This is a genomic window from Bradyrhizobium sp. USDA 4011 (genome assembly GCF_054063415.1).
Window position 1 is genome coordinate 6,831,672 of the sequence record NZ_JBSSGG010000001.1, and the last position, 17,392, is coordinate 6,849,063.

The 17,392-nt window shown below is 64.0% G+C and carries 15 protein-coding genes, 1 other RNA gene and 1 pseudogene; 7 read left to right on the top strand and 10 right to left on the bottom strand.

Annotated features, from left to right (window positions below):
• Positions 1–44 precede the first annotated feature (44 nt).
• The 3 genes from ACVW1C_RS32165 to ACVW1C_RS32175 are packed head-to-tail and all read right to left on the bottom strand — an operon-like array spanning position 45 to position 3,785.
• Positions 45–1,082, bottom strand: a complete 1,038-nt coding sequence (locus ACVW1C_RS32165; protein ID WP_456761700.1) for a G1 family glutamic endopeptidase — start codon at positions 1,080–1,082, stop codon at positions 45–47.
• Positions 1,079–1,969, bottom strand: a complete 891-nt coding sequence (locus ACVW1C_RS32170) for a phosphatase PAP2 family protein (RefSeq protein WP_456761701.1) — start codon at positions 1,967–1,969, stop codon at positions 1,079–1,081. The genes ACVW1C_RS32165 and ACVW1C_RS32170 overlap by 4 nt, the downstream gene beginning before the upstream one ends.
• Before the next feature lie 43 nt (positions 1,970–2,012).
• On the bottom strand, positions 2,013–3,785 hold the full coding sequence (locus ACVW1C_RS32175; RefSeq protein ID WP_456761702.1) for an adenylate/guanylate cyclase domain-containing protein: 1,773 nt from the start codon (positions 3,783–3,785) through the stop codon (positions 2,013–2,015).
• Positions 3,786–4,475: 690 nt separating this feature from the next.
• Here ACVW1C_RS32175 and ACVW1C_RS32180 point away from each other — a divergent pair.
• Positions 4,476–5,768, top strand: coding sequence for an MFS transporter (locus tag ACVW1C_RS32180; protein WP_456761703.1), 1,293 nt, complete (start codon positions 4,476–4,478; stop codon positions 5,766–5,768).
• Positions 5,769–5,772: 4 nt separating this feature from the next.
• Here ACVW1C_RS32180 and ACVW1C_RS32185 read toward each other — a convergent pair whose 3' ends face one another.
• The gene (locus ACVW1C_RS32185) at positions 5,773–6,384 is read right to left on the bottom strand and encodes a TetR/AcrR family transcriptional regulator (RefSeq protein ID WP_456761704.1); all 612 of its coding nucleotides are present in this window, start codon (positions 6,382–6,384) and stop codon (positions 5,773–5,775) included.
• 172 nt (positions 6,385–6,556) lie between these two features.
• Between ACVW1C_RS32185 and ACVW1C_RS32190 the strand changes: the two genes are divergently transcribed.
• From ACVW1C_RS32190 to ACVW1C_RS32200, 3 genes and pseudogenes are all read left to right on the top strand, one after another.
• Positions 6,557–7,789 (top strand): cytochrome P450, encoded by a 1,233-nt coding sequence (locus ACVW1C_RS32190; protein WP_456761705.1) that lies wholly within the window; start codon positions 6,557–6,559, stop codon positions 7,787–7,789.
• A 189-nt stretch (positions 7,790–7,978) separates the two neighbouring features.
• Positions 7,979–8,290 (top strand): annotated as a pseudogene (locus ACVW1C_RS32195) (AsmA family protein); the annotation flags it as partial.
• A 739-nt stretch (positions 8,291–9,029) separates the two neighbouring features.
• On the top strand, positions 9,030–11,711 hold the full coding sequence (locus tag ACVW1C_RS32200; protein WP_456761706.1) for a hypothetical protein: 2,682 nt from the start codon (positions 9,030–9,032) through the stop codon (positions 11,709–11,711).
• 67 nt (positions 11,712–11,778) lie between these two features.
• Here the strand turns inward: ACVW1C_RS32200 and ACVW1C_RS32205 are convergent, their stop codons facing one another.
• The 6 genes from ACVW1C_RS32205 to ssrA all read right to left on the bottom strand — a co-directional run bounded on the left by ACVW1C_RS32205 (position 11,779) and on the right by ssrA (position 15,549).
• Positions 11,779–12,132, bottom strand: coding sequence for a VOC family protein (locus ACVW1C_RS32205; protein WP_456656769.1), 354 nt, complete (start codon positions 12,130–12,132; stop codon positions 11,779–11,781).
• Positions 12,133–12,187: 55 nt separating this feature from the next.
• Positions 12,188–12,463 carry a ribbon-helix-helix domain-containing protein gene (locus ACVW1C_RS32210; protein ID WP_024580116.1) on the bottom strand — a complete coding sequence of 92 codons (276 nt, stop codon included), beginning with the start codon at positions 12,461–12,463 and terminating at the stop codon, positions 12,188–12,190.
• Complete coding sequence (locus ACVW1C_RS32215) at positions 12,460–12,648, bottom strand: DUF4169 family protein (protein ID WP_173637960.1); 189 nt, start codon at positions 12,646–12,648, stop codon at positions 12,460–12,462. Before ACVW1C_RS32215 ends, ACVW1C_RS32210 begins: the two co-directional genes overlap by 4 nt.
• Positions 12,649–12,923: 275 nt before the next feature.
• Positions 12,924–14,339 (bottom strand): class II fumarate hydratase, encoded by a 1,416-nt coding sequence (gene fumC, locus ACVW1C_RS32220; protein WP_456761707.1) that lies wholly within the window; start codon positions 14,337–14,339, stop codon positions 12,924–12,926.
• A 176-nt stretch (positions 14,340–14,515) separates the two neighbouring features.
• On the bottom strand, positions 14,516–15,037 hold the full coding sequence (locus ACVW1C_RS32225) for an SspB family protein (protein WP_456761708.1): 522 nt from the start codon (positions 15,035–15,037) through the stop codon (positions 14,516–14,518).
• 145 nt (positions 15,038–15,182) lie between these two features.
• Positions 15,183–15,549, bottom strand: a transfer-messenger RNA (tmRNA) gene (ssrA, locus tag ACVW1C_RS32230).
• A gap of 100 nt (positions 15,550–15,649) precedes the next feature.
• Between ssrA and ACVW1C_RS32235 the strand changes: the two genes are divergently transcribed.
• The 3 genes from ACVW1C_RS32235 (at position 15,650) to ACVW1C_RS32245 (ending at position 17,386) form a co-directional block, all read left to right on the top strand.
• The gene (locus ACVW1C_RS32235) at positions 15,650–16,261 is read left to right on the top strand and encodes a chromate transporter (RefSeq protein ID WP_456761709.1); all 612 of its coding nucleotides are present in this window, start codon (positions 15,650–15,652) and stop codon (positions 16,259–16,261) included.
• Positions 16,258–16,791 (top strand): chromate transporter, encoded by a 534-nt coding sequence (locus tag ACVW1C_RS32240; RefSeq protein WP_456761710.1) that lies wholly within the window; start codon positions 16,258–16,260, stop codon positions 16,789–16,791. The genes ACVW1C_RS32235 and ACVW1C_RS32240 overlap by 4 nt, the downstream gene beginning before the upstream one ends.
• A 94-nt stretch (positions 16,792–16,885) precedes the next feature.
• Entirely contained in the window at positions 16,886–17,386 is a 501-nt protein-coding gene (locus ACVW1C_RS32245) for a tripartite tricarboxylate transporter TctB family protein (RefSeq protein WP_173637955.1), read from the top strand.
• The last annotated feature ends 6 nt before the right edge of the window (positions 17,387–17,392 follow it).

Sequence of the window (17,392 nt, forward strand, 5' to 3'; positions counted from 1 at the left end):
GCACGCGAAGCGGACGGTGAAGTCGTGTGGTCCTGACGCCCTAGCTAGCGGAAATAGGTAAGGAACTCCGTCGAATCGATTGGCTTCGCAATGGAGGGCTTCTCGGTCCTTTCCGGGTTCTCCTTCACGACGTACATGTCGATGAGCTTCGCGCCGGAGAGATTGCGCTCCACCGTCGCTCCGCTATTCATGTTGATTGCGGACGCGCCGCAGTCGTGGAAAACCACCGTGCCGTAGTCCGGGAGCTGCAGCGGGGTGGGATTTCCCGGGAGGGCCGACCTCTCCATCACCCATTCCGCCGTTGCGCCGGGAATCTTGAAGGGTTGCCCCAGCTGCGTCAGAGGCGCGGTTTGAAAGAACTGCACGGAGCGACTGGTCGTGAGGTTCGTGATCACGAACGACACCCCGGTGCGATCCGGCGCTACCTGCATGAGGCACATGATCAGATCGCCGGCATGAATCTTCGGCGACGCGAGCGTGATGGGATGCGCTTGGGCCGGGTCGCCCCTTACCCACCACTGCCACCACGCGAAGAACGACGTCGTCGGGCTGCCCGCACCCGTGGCAGGGTCGATGTTTTGCGCGGTGCCGATTTGCGGCAGCGTCGATCGGTAGTACCGACGTTGTCCATCGAAGCCGATCCACGTCGAACTGTGATATGTCTCGCTGGCCCCACCACTCGCCGGCTGGGTTGGCGTCGGCACCTGAAACTTCCCCCAGACCGACGAGAATACGGTTCCATCCCTCGGCGTGATGTAGGCACCGGACCAGTTGAGGCTGCTTTCCCGCCGCGGCGATTGGTCGAAAGATCGGCGGAGGCCCGCGGTGACAGGGGAGAGCACTTGAAAATCGAAGGCCTCGAAGGCCACCGTCGGACTAAACATCTTCTGCCAGAATCCATACTCGGCCGGCTGAAGCGCCGGGTCCGGGCGTCTTGGAAAACCGAGCGCCTTCAACTCGTCCTGCGACGCGACCAAGGTGCGAAATCCGGTGGGAGGAAGAACGCTGGTCGTCGAATTCTTGATGACCTTCTTCAGGCCTTCGATGTCGTATGTGGGGCTCCGCCCGTCCCGGATGCTCATTGCCATTCGCCTGCGGCAGCCGTGATGGCGCTGTCAAACATCGGCACGATGGTTGGCGTCAGAATGACGGTGTCCAGCAGATCGGCGATTCTGGCGCCGCCTTCCGAATCTTTCGGATAATGCACGCCGGCAATCTCGCGGTTTCGGGCGATCGAATCCGCCAGGATCGACAGGTCGGATTTCCATACGGCCTGGTCAGCCGCGGACATCGGCGTCGCGGCGAACACCCTGAGCATGCAGTTCTTCATGAAATGCGCCTGGGTAGAATGTCCGCTTGGCCAGGATGAGTGACCGGGGACCTGGATCGGCGGCAGCAATGCGGGGCAAATCTGCGACGGCCGAGGCAAATCGTATCTGTCCTTGAAATACAATGCCGCAAAGGACCCAAGCAAACTCGCGATATTCAACAGACGCCAGGTTTGCGGATGCGAGCCGGGCCTCGCGGTCAGCACCGCCAGGAAATCCGTGAAAAATTCAACGTCCTGCGAGAGGATCAGGCCCATCGCATCCGGCCGTTCGTCGCGCGCGGCGAGCACAAGATTGTCTATCTGCGCGGAATAGTTGGCGACCAGGTCGGTCCGAATCTGCGTGAGGGTGGCGTCAGCATCGATGGTTGCCGCCCAGCCGGGGACATTGGCAATGAACTGATGCAAGACACGCCATGCATACCAGTCAGCCGACCATTGTCGGCTACCGAAATTCGCCGGCGGCGTCCGCCGCAGGCTGCCAAGCTCATTTGTGCCGGAGGGATCGAGCCGCGTGACGAACGGCAAGTCGACGCGGTCCGAAATAAACCAGCCACCCCCTCCGACGTTGCCGGTGTTTCCGGTGTTGCCGGTGTTTCCGGTATTTCCGGTATTGCCCGTGTTACCCGTGTTGCCTGTCATTGACGTCTCTCCCTTGTTCGGCAGTTGTCGTCAGCAATACCAGTCAATCAGGAAGCCCCGCCGATCGCAGGTGGCCGAGCCAGGTCTCCAACGCCTCGCCACGAAACGGGCAGCGTGGTGCGTAGGACGAAATCCGGAATCCGGGTTGAATTTCCAGGTAGCGGCGTGCCGCCTCCGCTGCTTCTTCACGACGGCCCAAGGCACCGAGCGTGACGATGAGCAGGCGATGATTGAAGCGAATAAGTCCGTTACGGTTCAGTGCGCCACGCACCCACTCCAAGGCCTGCTCATAGTCGCCGTTCACGTAGTGAGCCTGGGCGAACAATCCCTCGTGCCAGAACGAACGCGCGTCGAGCGGCGAGAGCCGGACGCCCTGCTCACCCTGGCGGACGGCGGCAGGGCCATCACCAAGAAAGCCGGATGTCGCGCTCGCCATGGTCCAGGCCATGGCTGAACTCGGGCCGGCGGCAATTGCGCGGTCGAGCGCAATCCGTGCGCTTTGAAAGTCATGCAGCAAAAATGACTGGACGTGACCATACACCGCCAACGCGAATGCATCGTCACCGCCTCGTTCGATGGCCTCCTTGGCATATCGCGCACCGGCGACGATATCGCCCTCGGGATCCGGCGATCCCATTTCCCCGATGCGGAATACATACCACAGCGCGACGTAGGAATAGGCCAACGCAAAATTAGGGTCGTATGAAATGGCTTGCTCGAGCAGGCCCCGCGCCTTGGAAAAAGAATCGTAGTCCATCCGGTACAGCAAATCGAGCGCCTGCAACACGAGATCGTAGGCGGTCAGGTTCTGCGGATGTTTGCGCATCGATCGCATCAGCTCACGCTCGCGAACCTGCGGCGCGATTTGTCTGACGACATTGATGGCGATTCGATCCTGAAGCTCAAAGAGTTCGCGAAGGTCGCCTTCGTGCAAATCCGAACGAATGACTTCACCCGACTCGGCGTCGCTGAGCTCGGTCACGATACGGACCGAGGTCAGCGTTCTCTGAATCCCTCCATAGAGGACATAGCGAACCCCGAGCCGGCGCCCGATCTCGCGCACGTCAATATTGCGGCCGCTAAAGCCAAGGCTGGACCCGCGTGATACGACGAAAAGCTCCTTGAGCCCGGCAAGGCCGCGAATGATGTCGTCAACGACACCGTCAGCGAAATACCCCTCTTCCGGGGTGGTCAGGTTCATTCGGAACGGCAGAACGGCAATCGAGGGGCGAGGTTCCGAGCCCACCGGGGCTTCGCCAACAAGCTTCGCGGGCTGCATGGGTCGGTGGAGCGCATACACGCGGACAGGCCGACCCATGTTGCGAAGATGCAGGTCGCCAAGATCAATCACGCTGACGTCCAGGTCCTGGCCGATCTGCTCCGCAACGGCGCCCGAAACCACGACGCCGCCCGCTTGCGCATAGCTCTGAAGGCGCGCCGCGATGTTCACGCCCTCGCCATAGACGTCATCCTTTTCAACGATGATATCCGCGGCATTCAGCCCGATGCGAAAGCTGATGCGCTCGTCGGCGGGCATCCCGGCTGTATTCACGGCAAGAGCTTCTTGCAGCGAGAGGGCACACCGCGTCGCGTCGCGCGCGGTATCGAAAGTTGCAAGGAAGCCGTCGCCGGTATTCTTGATGATCCTGCCGTTTTGCGCCGTAACGCCCGGGTCGAGGACTTCCGAGCGCAATCGCATCAGCCGGGTATGGGTGCTTTCCTCGTGCGCCTCCATCAGGCGCGTATATCCGACCACGTCCGCCGCAAGGATTGCCGCAAGACGCCGGCGAACTTCCGGGACCGTTGGGGTCATCATATTATTGATACTTCTGCAAAATTTACGGATATGCGACTAAAATCTGGCACAAAGTACCGGCACACCAACGCAAAAAGAATATCTTCATCAAGATCATAAAGGAAGGCTTCATCCGGCGAACCGACTGGGCTGGTACAGTATAGTGTTTGCAACCTTCGAGGGGCGTTCGGGGATGCGCAATCGCGATATCCCCGCCGGATGGGGGCGATGCGAGCCAGCAGCCATTCGCGCCTTGAGCATGCCCAGCACGTGCGTCTCTTGACTTCATGGTTGGATCATCGTCGCGGAGCAACTCGTCGCCATTGATTGCGTCAATGCGGGAATGGTGTTTCTCCCTTCTTCCCGCCGATCATGGGCGAGTGCAGCCGGGAGCGCGGCGCTACCGCTGGCGCGACCGCCATCGTCGTATCCAGTGCTGCCGGTCGTCCGATGGAGCGTGCTCGGAATTCCGGCAGGCAACCGAAGGTCAGCTGACATGGCCGAGATATCGACATCGCGCGCAAGTCTGCCGCGCTGGGCCTGACTGTCTATGAATTGCTTCACACAGTTGGGCGGTTGATTTGAACGAATTGACGCGGCCTGATGGAATACGCTCGCCTGAAGCCACCTTATCGGTCGAAGGGACTTGACCGTCAGCGAGGCGCGGGCTGAAACAGATATTCGTCCTCCAACCCCGGCACCTCAGACCCCATGCGATTTCCCTTCTTCTACGGCTGGATCATCGTCGCGGTGACCTTCGTCACCATGGCGATCGGCGTCAACGCACGGACGGCGTTCTCGCTGTTCTATCCGCCGATCATCTCAGAATTCGGCTGGGAGCGCGGCGTTACCGCAGGTGCATTCTCGTTCGGGTTTGTCGCTTCCGCGATCGCGAGCCCGCTGATCGGCCGGCTGATGGACCGCAGCGGTCCGCGCGCGGTGATGGAACTCGGTGTGCTCTTGATGGGCTCCGGCCTGCTTCTCGCGCCGCTGACCACGCAGCCCTGGCATCTCTATCTCACCATCGGCGTGCTGGTTGGTTCCGGCAGCGTCTGCCTCGGCTATTCCGGCCAATCGCTGTTCGTACCGAACTGGTTCATCCGCCGCCGTGGCCTCGCGATCGGGCTTGCCTTCGCCGGCGTCGGCATCGGCTCCGTGACCTTGTTGCCATGGGTGCAGCACATGATCGAGCACACCGGCTGGCGCACCGCCTGCACCGCGATGGGAATCGTGGTGCTGGTCGTGCTCGCACCGATCAACCTGCTGCTGCACAAGCGGCCGGAGGACATCGGCCTGCAGCCGGACGGCGATGCGGCGCCGACGGCGACGTCGGCGAAGCCGGTATCGAACATCGTCGATCCGGTTTGGGCCGGCACCGACTGGACGCTGTCGCGTGCGCTACGCACCGCGCGGTTCTGGTGGATCGCGACCGGCTATTTCTGCGGCTTGTACATCTGGTATGCGGTGCAGGTGCACCAGACCAAATTCCTGCTCGACATCGGCTTCAGCTCCAACGTCGGCGTCTGGGCGCTTGGCGTCGTCAGCCTGCTCGGCATTCCCGGCCAGATCTGGCTCGGGCATCTCTCCGATCGCATCGGCCGGGAATGGGTGTGGGCGATCTCGTGCTTGGGCTTCATGATCTGCTTTGCCGCGCTCGCCGCCTTGAAATACTGGCCGAGCATGGCGCTGATCTATCTCATGGTCTTCACCCAGGGCGCGCTCGGCTATGGCCTGACATCGGTGATGGGACCGGTGGTGCTCGAGATCTTCCAGGGCAAGCAATACGGCAGCATCTTCGGCACCGTAATGCTGGCCGCGCTCGCGGGCGGCGCCGCGGGCCCCTGGATCACGGGCCAGCTCTACGATCTCTCGGGCAGCTATACCAGCGCGTTCCTGCTCGGCATCGCCGTCAGCCTGCTGTCGGCATTCGCGATCTGGCAGGCTTCGCCGCGCAAGGTCCGGGCCGTCGCCGGCCAGATGCACAAGGCCGCCAGCGCGGCCTGACGCATCAGGCGGATGAAACGCCGATCGCCCGCTGCAGATCGGTGATCGCGCGCAGGCAACTGTCGGCGGGTGTGGTCTCCGGATCGATCAGGCGGTGCAGGCGGAAACCATCTTCCAGCGCCAGCACGATCGCGCCGGTCCAGTCCGGATTGAGGCTGGCGTTCCTGCCGCTATTCTTCTGCGCGGTCTCGACGATGTCGGCGATCAGCTTGCGCCGCGCGCGCAGGCGCTTGGCGAGCTCGGGCCTGCGCTTCTCGGCGCGCGCCACGAACAGGATCATCTCCATATGCAGGAGAGGCGAGCGGCCGAGCGGATCCTGTCGGCTGCGGTCCATGGTGCGCAATGCCTGCAGGAAGTCGGCGAGGTCCCGGTGCTTGGCGAGCAAATCGAGATTGCGCCGGATCGATTGCTCGACGTGATCCTCGAGCATCGCGAAGATCAGCTCGTCCTTGCTCTTGAAGTTCGAGTAGAACGCGCCGCGGGTGAAACCCGCCGCGGCCGCAATCGCCTCGATGCTGGCGCCGCCGATTCCCTGTTCCTCGAACACCCGCGCCGCCGCCTCGAACAGCTTCTCGCAGGTGTCGTCCCGTGTCGGTCTGGTTCGGACCCTTGACATCGTTGCAGTTTAGGGCACAATGCAACTCGATACAAGAGTGTATCGAGTTGCATTTGCCAAAACCAGAGTTGCCAAAAACCAGAATGGCCGCACCCGTGTTGGTGCGGTCTTGAGGATGACACCAAGGCGCGCCAGAGTGCAGGCACCGGCGTAGCGCACGAACGAGGTCACCATGAACGAGCAAGTTCAGCCGGACAGCGGCGAGCCGCTTTTCAATCCACTGGCGCCCGAATTCATTCGCAATCCCTATCCGTATTATGAGCGGCTGCGCCGCCTCGATCCGATGCATGTCAACGCGCACGGCGCCTTCGTGGCCAGCCGTCACGCCGAGGCGAGCCTCGTGCTGCGCGACAAGCGCTTCGGCAAAGACTATGTCGAGCGCTCGATCCGCCGCTACGGCCCCAAGATCATGGAGGAGCCGGTCATCCGCAGTATGAGCCATTGGATGCTGCAGCAGGATCCGCCCGACCACACCCGCCTGCGCGGCCTCGTCGTCAAGGCGTTCACTGCGCGCCGGGTCGAGGACATGCGCCCGCGGATTCAGCACGTCGTCGACGAAACGCTCGACCGCATCATTCCGCAGGGACGGATGGACCTGATCGAGGATTTCGCGTTCCGCCTGCCGGTGACGATCATCTGCGACATGCTCGGCATCCCCGAGGAGCATCGCGATGCCTTCTACAATGGCTCCCGCGACGGCGGACGCCTGCTCGAGCCGGTGCCGCTGTCGGCGGAGGAGATCAAGCAGGGCAACGCCGGCAACGCGATGGCCGCGATGTATTTCCACCAGCTGTTCGAGCTGCGGCGCAAGCAGCCCGGCGACGACCTCACCACGCAACTGGTGCAGGCCGAGGAGAACGGCCAGAAGCTGACCAACGAGGAGCTGACCGCCAACATCATCCTGCTGTTCGGCGCCGGCCACGAGACGACCGTGAACCTGATCGGCAACGGCCTGCTCGCGCTGTTCCGCAACCCGGACCAGCTCGCGCTGCTCAAGGCCAATCCCGGCCTGATCACCAATGCGATAGAGGAGTTCCTGCGCTACGATTCCTCGGTGCAGCTGACCGGCCGCGTCGCGCTGGAAGACATCGAGGATCTCGGCGGCAAGCGCATCCCGAAGGGGGAGAGCGTGCTGTGCCTGCTGGGCTCGGCCAATCACGACGAGGCTGTGTATCCCGACCATCCCGAGAAGCTCGACATCCAGCGGCCGAACGTGAAGCCGCTGTCGTTCGGCGGCGGCATCCATTTCTGCCTCGGCGCCCAGCTGGCGCGGATCGAGGCCGAGATCGCGATCTCGACGCTGCTGCGCCGGATCCCCGACCTGCGGCTCGATGACGCGGAAAATCCGGAGTGGCGCCCGACCTTCGTGCTGCGCGGGCTGAAGCGGCTCCCGGCCAGCTGGTGACATCCCCGATGCGCGGCAGGGCCGTAACCCCGCCGCGACGGCCGGTGTGCAGGCACGCTTGAGCGGAAAACCGTCATCCGCCTGACGTCGCAGCGGTAATGCCGCTGTGACTTCGCCATACTTGTCTCTATATTTGGGTTGCTCCGGCCGAGGGTTCAGCACCGCGGAGCGGGCTCAAAGGGAGACACCGTGCAGACGACGCTGCTCGGCCTGGCAATCGCCTTCATTCTTGCACTGGTCGCCGCGCTGGTCGGTCCGTATTTCGTTGACTGGAACCGGTTCAGGCCGCAGTTCGAGGCGGAGGCGTCCAAGATCATCGGCACGCCGGTTCGTGTCGCCGGCAATCTCGACGCGCGCCTGCTGCCCGCGCCCTCGCTGCGGTTGAAAACCGTCACCATCGGCGGCGCCAACGACCTCGGCAAGGTCCGGGCCGCCAATCTCGATGTCGAGTTCAGCCTCAGCTCGCTGATGCGCGGCGAGTGGCGCGCCAACGAGCTCACCATCAACGGCATGTCGCTCGATCTCGGGCTCGATCCAAAGGGGCGGATCGACTGGTCGCCGTCGAGCGGGAGCTTCAACCTGGCTTCGCTGGCGATCGATCGCCTCAATCTGACCGGACGCATCGCACTGCACGATGCCGCAAGCCGCAGCACGCTCGAGCTGAACGACATTGCCTTCAGCGGCGATGTCCGCTCGCTTGCCGGCGCGGTCCGCGGCGACGGCAATTTCATGTTCGACGGCAACCGCTACCCGTTCCGGATCTCCTCGGGGCAAAGCGCCGACGGCAGCGGCACCCGTCTGCACTTCAACATCGATCCCGGCCAGCGTCCGGTATTGGCCGATCTCGACGGCATCCTGACCTTCGAGGCCCGCGCGCCGCGGTTCGAGGGCACCGTGACGCTGGCGGGAACACCTGGCCAGCGCGGCGGCAGCGACATGCCGCCCTGGCGGATCGCGGCCAAGGTGAAATCGGATTATTCGGCGGCACGTCTCGACCAGGTCGAGGTCAGTTACGGCGGCGAGGACCGCGCGCTGAAGCTCGCAGGAAATGGCGATCTCCGGTTCGGTGCGTCGCCGCTGCTGCGCGCCGCGCTTTCGGCACGGCAGCTCGATGGCGACAAGTTCGCCGCCAAGGATGACGCCAAGGACGGCAATAACGGCAATGTCGAGCCGGTCCGCGTGCTGCCGGCGATGCGCGCGGTGTTGTCGGGTCTTCCGCAAAAGCCCGATCCCGGCGCAGGTGGAGCTCACCTCCGAGCAGATCATGCTCGGCGGCCGTCCGTTGCAGGACGTCTCGGCAGAGCTGCAATCGGATGCGAAATCATGGACCGTGCGCCGGCTGGAGTTTCGCGCGCCGGGATCGACACGGGTCTCGATGAGCGGCGCCAGCGCGCAAGGGGGAGCCTCGAGCAGCTTCAAGACCGCGCTCAACATCGAATCGTCCGACCCCGATACGCTGATGAGCTGGCTGCAGGGGCGCGGCGACATCGCCTATCGCAGCCAGAAGCCGCTGCGGTTGCGCGGCGACGTCACGGTGTCGCCGGCCGGTTTTTCGATCGACGCGATGAAGGCGGAAATCGAGGGCGGCGCGGTCGAGGGCCGTGTCGCGGTCGCGCATCGCGAGGCGACGAGCGGCTCGAAGGTCGAGGCACAGTTGAAGGCGGAGCGGCTCGATCTCGATGCGACCGCAACATTCATCCGCTCGCTGGCCGGCCCGCAAGCCGAATGGCCGGACGAGGCGCGGCTGTCGCTCGATGTCGGGCGCGCGATCTCCTCGGGGCAGGAATTGCGGCCGCTGCTCGCGAAGATCGCCTACAGCCCGAACAACATCGTGCTCGAGCGCGTGAAGATCGGTCAGCCCGACAATGTCACGCTGGATGGCAGCGGCAATTTCGATCGCGCCAATTCGACCGGCAAGCTCGCCGTCGATGCGACCGCCGCGTCGCTTGGCCGGCTGACGGCTATGGTTCAGCCGTTCGCGCCGGCGCTTGCCGCGCGGCTCGGCGTGCTGCGCGCGGATGCCGGCCCGGTCCGTGCCAGGCTCGCGCTCGACCTCGGCAAGGGCAACGCCGCCGATCGCGTCAGCGCGCGCGCGACGGTCGATCTCGACACGCCGCAACTCAAGGGCAATACGGTGATCTCGGCGACGCCGTCGGTGGCTGCGATCCGCGCGCTGGATTTCGACGCACTTCGCAACAGCGACGTCACGGCCGAAGCGAAATTCTCCGCCGGCGAGGGCAATGCGCTGCTGGCGCTGCTGGGGCTTGACCGCGCGGTCGCAGCCGGTGCGGGGGTGACGCGGTTCGAGGGCACCGCGAGCGGCGCGTGGCACGCGCCGTTGCGGCTGAAGGCGAGGCTCTGGGGCGCCGGGCTCGACGCGGATGCGGAGGGGACCGCGGAGCCGTGGCCGAAGGATGGGGCCGGGGAGAGCAAATCGAACGTCAGCCTCCGCGTCCGCAGCGCCGACATCAGTCCGCTGCTCAATCTGAAATCATCCGATCCGGCGGCCAACATCCGCCTGTCGTCGCGGCTCACGCTTGCGGGTGACAGGCTGACCTTCGACGATCTCGACAGCATTGTCGCTGGTTCGCGGCTGCGCGGCCGGCTGGCGCTGACGCTCGCCGACCAGAAGAGCATCGATGGCGAAGTCGGCCTCGATCAGATCACGCTGGCGCCGATCTTCGCGGCGGCGATCGGCGCGGCCGGTCACGATGCGACCGAGCCGCTCGGCCAGGGACTGACAAGCGCCTGGCGCGGCAAGGTCACGTTCGAAGCGCTGCACGGTCTGCTGCCGGGCGGCGCCGAGCTGCAGCCGGTCAGCGGCACCATCAGGTCGGATGGGCAGTCGCTGACCTTCGACGGCGTCAAGGGCAAGATCGGCGGCGGCGAGGCGACCGCCTCCATCGATGCGCGGCAGGGCGTCAATGGACTCGCCTTGAATGCAAATGTGCAGCTTTCGGGCGTCGACGGCTCGGCCTTGCGCTACCGCAGTCTCGCGATGCCCAAGGCACGCACTTCGATGCAGATGACGTTGTTGACGCAGGGCCGCAGCGCCGCGGCGCTGGTCGGTGCGCTGTCCGGCAGCGGCGCCGTGACGCTGGAGGGGCTGAACCTTCCGGGTCTCGATCCGCGCGCGTTCGACGTTGCGATCCGCGCCAGCGATTCCGGGCAGGCGACCGACGATGCGCGGCTGAGGCAGATCGTCGAACCGGCACTGGCAGCCGGCGGGCTGTCGGTCGCTTCGGCGCAAATTCCCTTCAACATCCGCGACGGCCGGATCCGGATCGGCACCACCACGCTTGCGGCGAACGGTGCCAACGTCATCGTGTCCGGCGGCTACGACATTCCGGCCGACCAGGCCGACATCCGCACCGCGCTGACATCGACGCAGATCGGCACGGCCACCAGCCGCCCGGAAATCCAGCTGCTTGCGGTGGGCACACCCGACGGATTGTCGCGCAGCGTCGACATTGCGCCGTTGTCGTCGTGGCTGGCGGTGCGCGCGATCGACCGGGAGACCAAGCGGCTCGACGCGATCGAGCGGGGCGAACCGGTGCCGCCTCCGACCCCGGCGGCCCTTCCGCCGCCCGCCGCGCCGGCGCCGGACGCGTCCAATCCGAATTCGGCGGGAGTGCCTTCTGCCAACTTGCCGGTGCCCGGCCCTGATCCGCGCCGCGTGCCGGCGAAGCCGAAGATCGTTGCGCCGCGGCCGCCGATCGTCCCGCCGGCTGCCACAGCACCTGCCGCTGTGCCGCTCGCGCCGCCTGCGCCGGTTGCGAGCCAGCCGCAGCTGGCACCGCTGCCGCCGCCGATCGAGGTCAAGCCAGTGCCCGGCGCTGCCAGGTCGAGGCCGCTGCGGCCGCCGCTGTCGCTGACGCCGCAGGTCGCCAATCCGCCGCCGCGGCCGGCGATGCAGAACTAGAAAGCGCTTCAAGCGAAGTGGGGGCCGGTTCGCGTGACGAAAACCCGTCGGAACAGGAATCCAGAGCCTACGATCGGTGCTGGAGAATATTGATCAGCCGGCCGAACGGATCGCGGACGAAGAAGCGCCGCACGCCCCATGGCTCGTCCGCCGGTCCGTACTCGATCGCGATGCCGGCGCCCTGCATCCGGTGCAGCGCTTCGTCGAGATCGTCGACCTCGATCGAGAGATCGGGCACCGGCGTGCCGGAGCCGCCTTCGGAGGCGAAGCTGATTTGAACCTGCATCGTTTCGGATGAACCGTAAGTCGCAACCCAACCGAAATCCATCAGCGGCTCGAGGCCGAGGATATCGCGATAGAACGACTTCGCTGCCGCGACATCTGATGCGGCAACGTTCGCGACGATGCGATTGACCTTCATGCTGAAGTCCACGCAGCGGAACGACCGTCTGCTGAATCGACGGTCGGCAAGGCCATCAGGCCTGCTGGCGCGTGTCGACCTGTTGCGGCCTGACATCCGTCGGCACGGCCGGGGTGGCGCGCGAACGGAAGTAGTCGAGCACGAAAAGCCGGATCGCGGAGGACAGATTGCCCTGCTGACGGTTGTTGTCGATCTCGCCGACCAACTCCGACAGCGTCATGTTCCGCAGACCGGAAATCTCCTTCATGCCGTTCCAGAAGGCTTCTTCGAGGCTGACACTGGTCTTGTGACCAGCGACGACGATCGACCGCTTGACGACGGGAGACTTCATGATGCGTCACCACTTTCGATGCGGTGCTGATCGAGCACGCGCGTACTGCGCTCGCCGAGAAATTCGTCACGCGCTCGTTCGGATTTGGTGCGACCGAACAGCGCACGATTGGCTTCGGCCTGCTTTGCTGCTTGTTCGCGCTCACCGCGCTTCTTGAATCGTTTCAGGTTGACCACGTCGCCCATGCTCGTCGTCCTTATCGTCCCCAGAGCGGAATTGGTGATGCATCGTGATGAAAGCAAGAGCGATCGCGCAAAGCGCCCGGCTCGATATCCATCCCGAATCCCCATTTGATGCTTCTGATAGCATCAAAGAATCCGTTTCGCTCTGCGAAAACTACACGTCTGTACCATGCGTCAGCGCAGAGCTGATAGGCAAACAGCCTTAGCCTTTAGGCGTTATGATCCATAATTATATCACGCGCGCTGACCGTAATTATCCGGACATTGCGCGTTTCGCTTCAGCCGGGGTGTGTCATTTTGTCCGGCTGCACGAGGCGATCAAATTCGTCGGCAGTTACAAATCCGAGCCGCAAAGCCTCTTCCTTCAACGTCGTTCCGCGTGCGTGCGCCGACTTCGCAACCTTGGCTGCGTTGTCGTAACCGATCTTCGGCGCGAGCGCCGTCACCAGCATTAGCGAGCGCTGCATCAGCTCGTTGATGCGCTTTTCGTCGGCGCGTATTCCGACAACGCAATGCTCAGTAAATGAGCGGACAACGTCAGATAGCAACTGAATGGAATTTATCATACAATATGCCAACACGGGCTTGTACACGTTGAGCTCGAAATGGCCCTGGCTGCCCGCGACGGTGATCGTGGTCTGATTGCCGAACACCTGGCAGCAGACCATGGTCATGGCCTCGCACTGGGTCGGATTGACCTTGCCCGGCATGATCGACGAGCCCGGCTCGTTCTCGGGCAGCACCAGCTCGCCGAGGCCCGAGCGCGGGCCCGAGCCGAGGAAGCGGATATCGTTGGCGATCTTGAACAGGCCGGTCGCCACCGAATTGATCGCACCATGCACCAGCACATAGGCATCGTTGGAAGCCAGCGCCTCGAACTTGTTGGCCGCGCTGGTGAACGGCAGTTTGGTAATCTCGGCGACATGCCTGGCGAAGGTGCTCGCGAATTCCGGCTTCGAGTTGAGGCCGGTGCCAACGGCAGTGCCGCCCTGCGCCAGCGGGAACAACTCCTTCACCGCCGACTGCAGCCGCGCGATGCCGCTCTCGACCTGCGCGGCGTAGCCGGAGAACTCCTGGCCGAGCGTCAGCGGTGTCGCGTCCTGGGTATGCGTGCGTCCGATCTTCACGATCTTGGCAAACGCTTCCTGCTTCTGGTGCAATGCCCGATGCAGCTCGGTAAGGGCGGGGATCAGGTCAGCGATGATGCGGTCCGCCGCTGCGATATGCATCGCAGTCGGAAACGAGTCGTTCGACGACTGGCTCATGTTGACGTGATCGTTCGGATGGATCGGCTGCTTGGCGCCGAGCTCGCCGCCGAGCATCTGGTTGGCGCGGTTTGCGATCACCTCGTTCACGTTCATGTTGGTTTGCGTGCCCGAGCCGGTCTGCCAGACGACCAGCGGAAAATGATCGTCGAGCTTGCCCTCGATCACTTCCCTGGCGGCGCTGACGATGGCGTCGGCGCGGCGTGCATCGAGCTGGCCGAGTTCGCGATTGGTTTCGGCTGCGGCGAGCTTGACGATGGCGAGTGCGTGAATGATCGCGATCGGCATCCGGTCGTGGCCGATCTTGAAATTCTGCCGCGAGCGCTCGGTCTGCGCGCCCCAGTAGCGATCGGCGGCGACGTCGATCGGACCGAAGCTGTCGGTCTCGCTACGGGTGGCGGCGTTGGATGGTGTCGTCGATTGAGCCATGGATGCTCTCCGTTGCGTCATCAGGACGTGATCCGGCGGTGCGCCAGCTTTTCGCCGCGGCAATGCGACAGCGTCCGCGCGGAAGCACGTTCATGCAGAAGATAGTCCGGGATGACGATCTGTCATCCCGGTCCTCGAAAGCATCCTACAAGCTCGAGGATCGATCGGTGTTTAGATTATTTCTTGCGGAAGCGGTCCAGCCGCACGACCTCGGCGCCTTCGCTGGGCTTCGCGGGCTCCTGCTCGGTCTCGGCCGTCTCGGTCTCGACTGCCGCCCGGGCGGCCGGTGCGGGAAGGGGAGAGGCCGGTGCCGTCGCGGGCGGGGCCTCCTCGGACAATGCCTCCGAGACGTCGAACCGCAGATCGAACGGTGCGGACGGATCGAGGAACCGGGTCACCGCGGCGAACGGCACGCTCAGCCGCTCGGGAATGCCGCCGAACGACAGGCCGACCTCGAACCTGTCCTCGGTCACCACCAGATCCCAGAACTGGTGCTGCAGGATGATGGTCATCTCCTCCGGATACTGCGCGAGCAGCCGCGGCGACAGCTTCACGCCGTCGCCATGCGAGAGGAAGGTGATGTAGAAATGGTGCTCACCCGGCAGGCCATGTTCGGCGGCGTCGGACAAGACCCGGCGCAGCACCCCGCGCAGCGCGTCGCGCGCCAGCACGTCATATCGGATGTGATCGGTCGCCATCGTATTCCTGTCGCTTCGAAAATGCCGGCAAGGCACCGCCGGACCCGTCCGACTCGCCCATTTTTCCCATGCTACTCCGCCGGGACGTGGAAATCAGCAGGGCTGGCAGCGGAAAATGCGGGCGGATGCCCCGATCGGAAAATAAAGTGGAGGCTTCTGTTGCCAGGTGCCTCCGAACCCCGCCTAACGGAGCTTAACCCGTTAGGACTTTAAGATGGTCTTTCAAACTGCGTTACGCAGCCTGAGCAACCGGAGCAAAGTTGTCGTTGGCAACTATTGCATTAGCCCGATAACGGCGGAACCATACCGAGAAAAAACACGCCCTTTACGCCCTCGTCGATCCTATTTCGCCCCCGCCAAAAGCCACCGAAGCAAGCGGCTCGGGATGGGTTTTGGTGGAGGCGCCGGGTACCGCCCCCGGGTCCGAATGGTTTATTGCGACGGTCATTTATTTCCATAGCCGGCGAACCGGCACCCCCAATATAGGCGGCACGGACGGAGAAAAACAGAGCCGATTCAGGCTTGTTCAGGTGTGAAAACCCGCCGATTTGGGTTGGCCGGCGTCTTTGCGCTGTGCCTTGGCACTGTCCTGGCGCCGTTCTAGATTTGCCCATGCTCCCGGAATCCCCGCCGGCTGCCGCCCCGGCGCCGGATGCCTCCGTACCGTCTTCGCCGCTCCAGCCCGGCCTGCTCGAGCTGTTCCTGGCCTTTGCCAAGATGTCGCTGGCCGGCTTTGGCGGGGTCCTGGTCTGGGCCCGGCGGTCGATCGTCGAGCAGCACCGCTGGATGACGGCGGAGCAGTTCAACGAGACCTTCGCGCTGTGCCATTTCCTGCCAGGTCCGAACATCGTCAACCTGTCGGTCGTATTCGGCTCGTGCTTTCGCGGCATCGCCGGCGGGCTTGCGGCCTTCGCCGGGCTGGTCGGGCCGCCGATGGTGATCGCGACCGTCCTTGCCGCACTCTATGCCCGCTACGGCGATATCGACATCCTGCGCCGGACACTCGCCGGCGTGGCCTGTGCCGCGGTCGGGCTGCTATTCGCCGTCGTCCTCAAGATGATGATGCCGCTGTTGAAGCGGCGCGATGTCACAGGCCTCGTTATTCTGTCCGCGGTTTTCGTCACGATCGGTCTGATCCGATGGCCGCTTCAGATCGTGCTGCTGGTGGCGATCCCGCTCAGCATTGCAACCACGGTCCTGGCGCGCCGCATGGTGAAGGCATGAGCTCGGAGTCCAGCCCGATCGCAGCGCTGGTCTGGACCTTCGGCCTGATGTCGCTGTTTGCGGTCGGCGGGGCCAATTCGGCGATCCCCGAAATGCACCGCGCCGCGGTCGACGTGCATCACTGGCTGACCGACAAGCAGTTCGCCGACGTGTTCGCGATCTCGCAGCTCTCGCCGGGACCGAACGTGCTGATCGTGACGCTGATAGGCTATTCTGTCGCAGGCGTCGGCGGGGCATTGGCCGCGACGGTGGCGATGTGCGGACCGACCGCGCTGCTCGCCTATTATGTGAGCCGTTTCCTCGATCGCTCGCGCGACGCGCGCTGGCCGGCGATCATTCAGGCGGCATTGGTTCCGCTGTCGATCGGGTTGATGGCCGCCTCCGGCCTGATCGTGGCGCAGACATCAGACCAAAGTTGGATCGCGGTCCTGATCACCATTGTCGCAGCCGCGCTTGCCTTTGCGACACGGATCAATCCCTTATGGATGTTGCTTGCCGGAGGTCTCTTGGGTTTTGCTGGCGTTGTCTGACGAAAATCGCTAGCAAGGCTTTCGGTCAACTCACCACAAGCCAAGCCATTCAATCACAACGGGCGGGACAGCCCTGACGGGGGGAAGCGAAGTCATGAGCGATACGCCGAGCGAGGCGCCGGTCAAATCGATCTTGCCGACATGGGTGCGCGGCCCGCAGGACTTTGTCGGCGGGCTCGCCATGATGGCGGTTGCGCTGTTTGCCTTGTGGGCCTCCAGCGATCTGCAGGGCATGCACGGATTCTCGTTCGGCGCCGGAACCGCGCCGCGCATGTTCGCTGTGCTGCTGCTGTTGCTCGGCGGTGCTGTGGCGCTGGTGGGAGTTATGCGGGATGGTCCGCATATCGCGGCCTATTCCTGGCGCGGGCCGCTGTTCGTGTCGGCGGCAATCGTGTTCTTCGCGGTGGCGATCCGTCCGCTCGGACTCGTGGTCTCCGCCTTTGCCGCCTTCCTGATCGCGGCGATGGGCTCGCATGAGACGAAATGGATCGAGGCCATCATCGTCGGCGGCTGCCTGACGATCGGTTGCGCGCTGCTTTTCCCCTACGTGCTGGGACTTCCGATGCCGATGTTCCCGCGTTTCCTGATCCAGTGAGGGCGT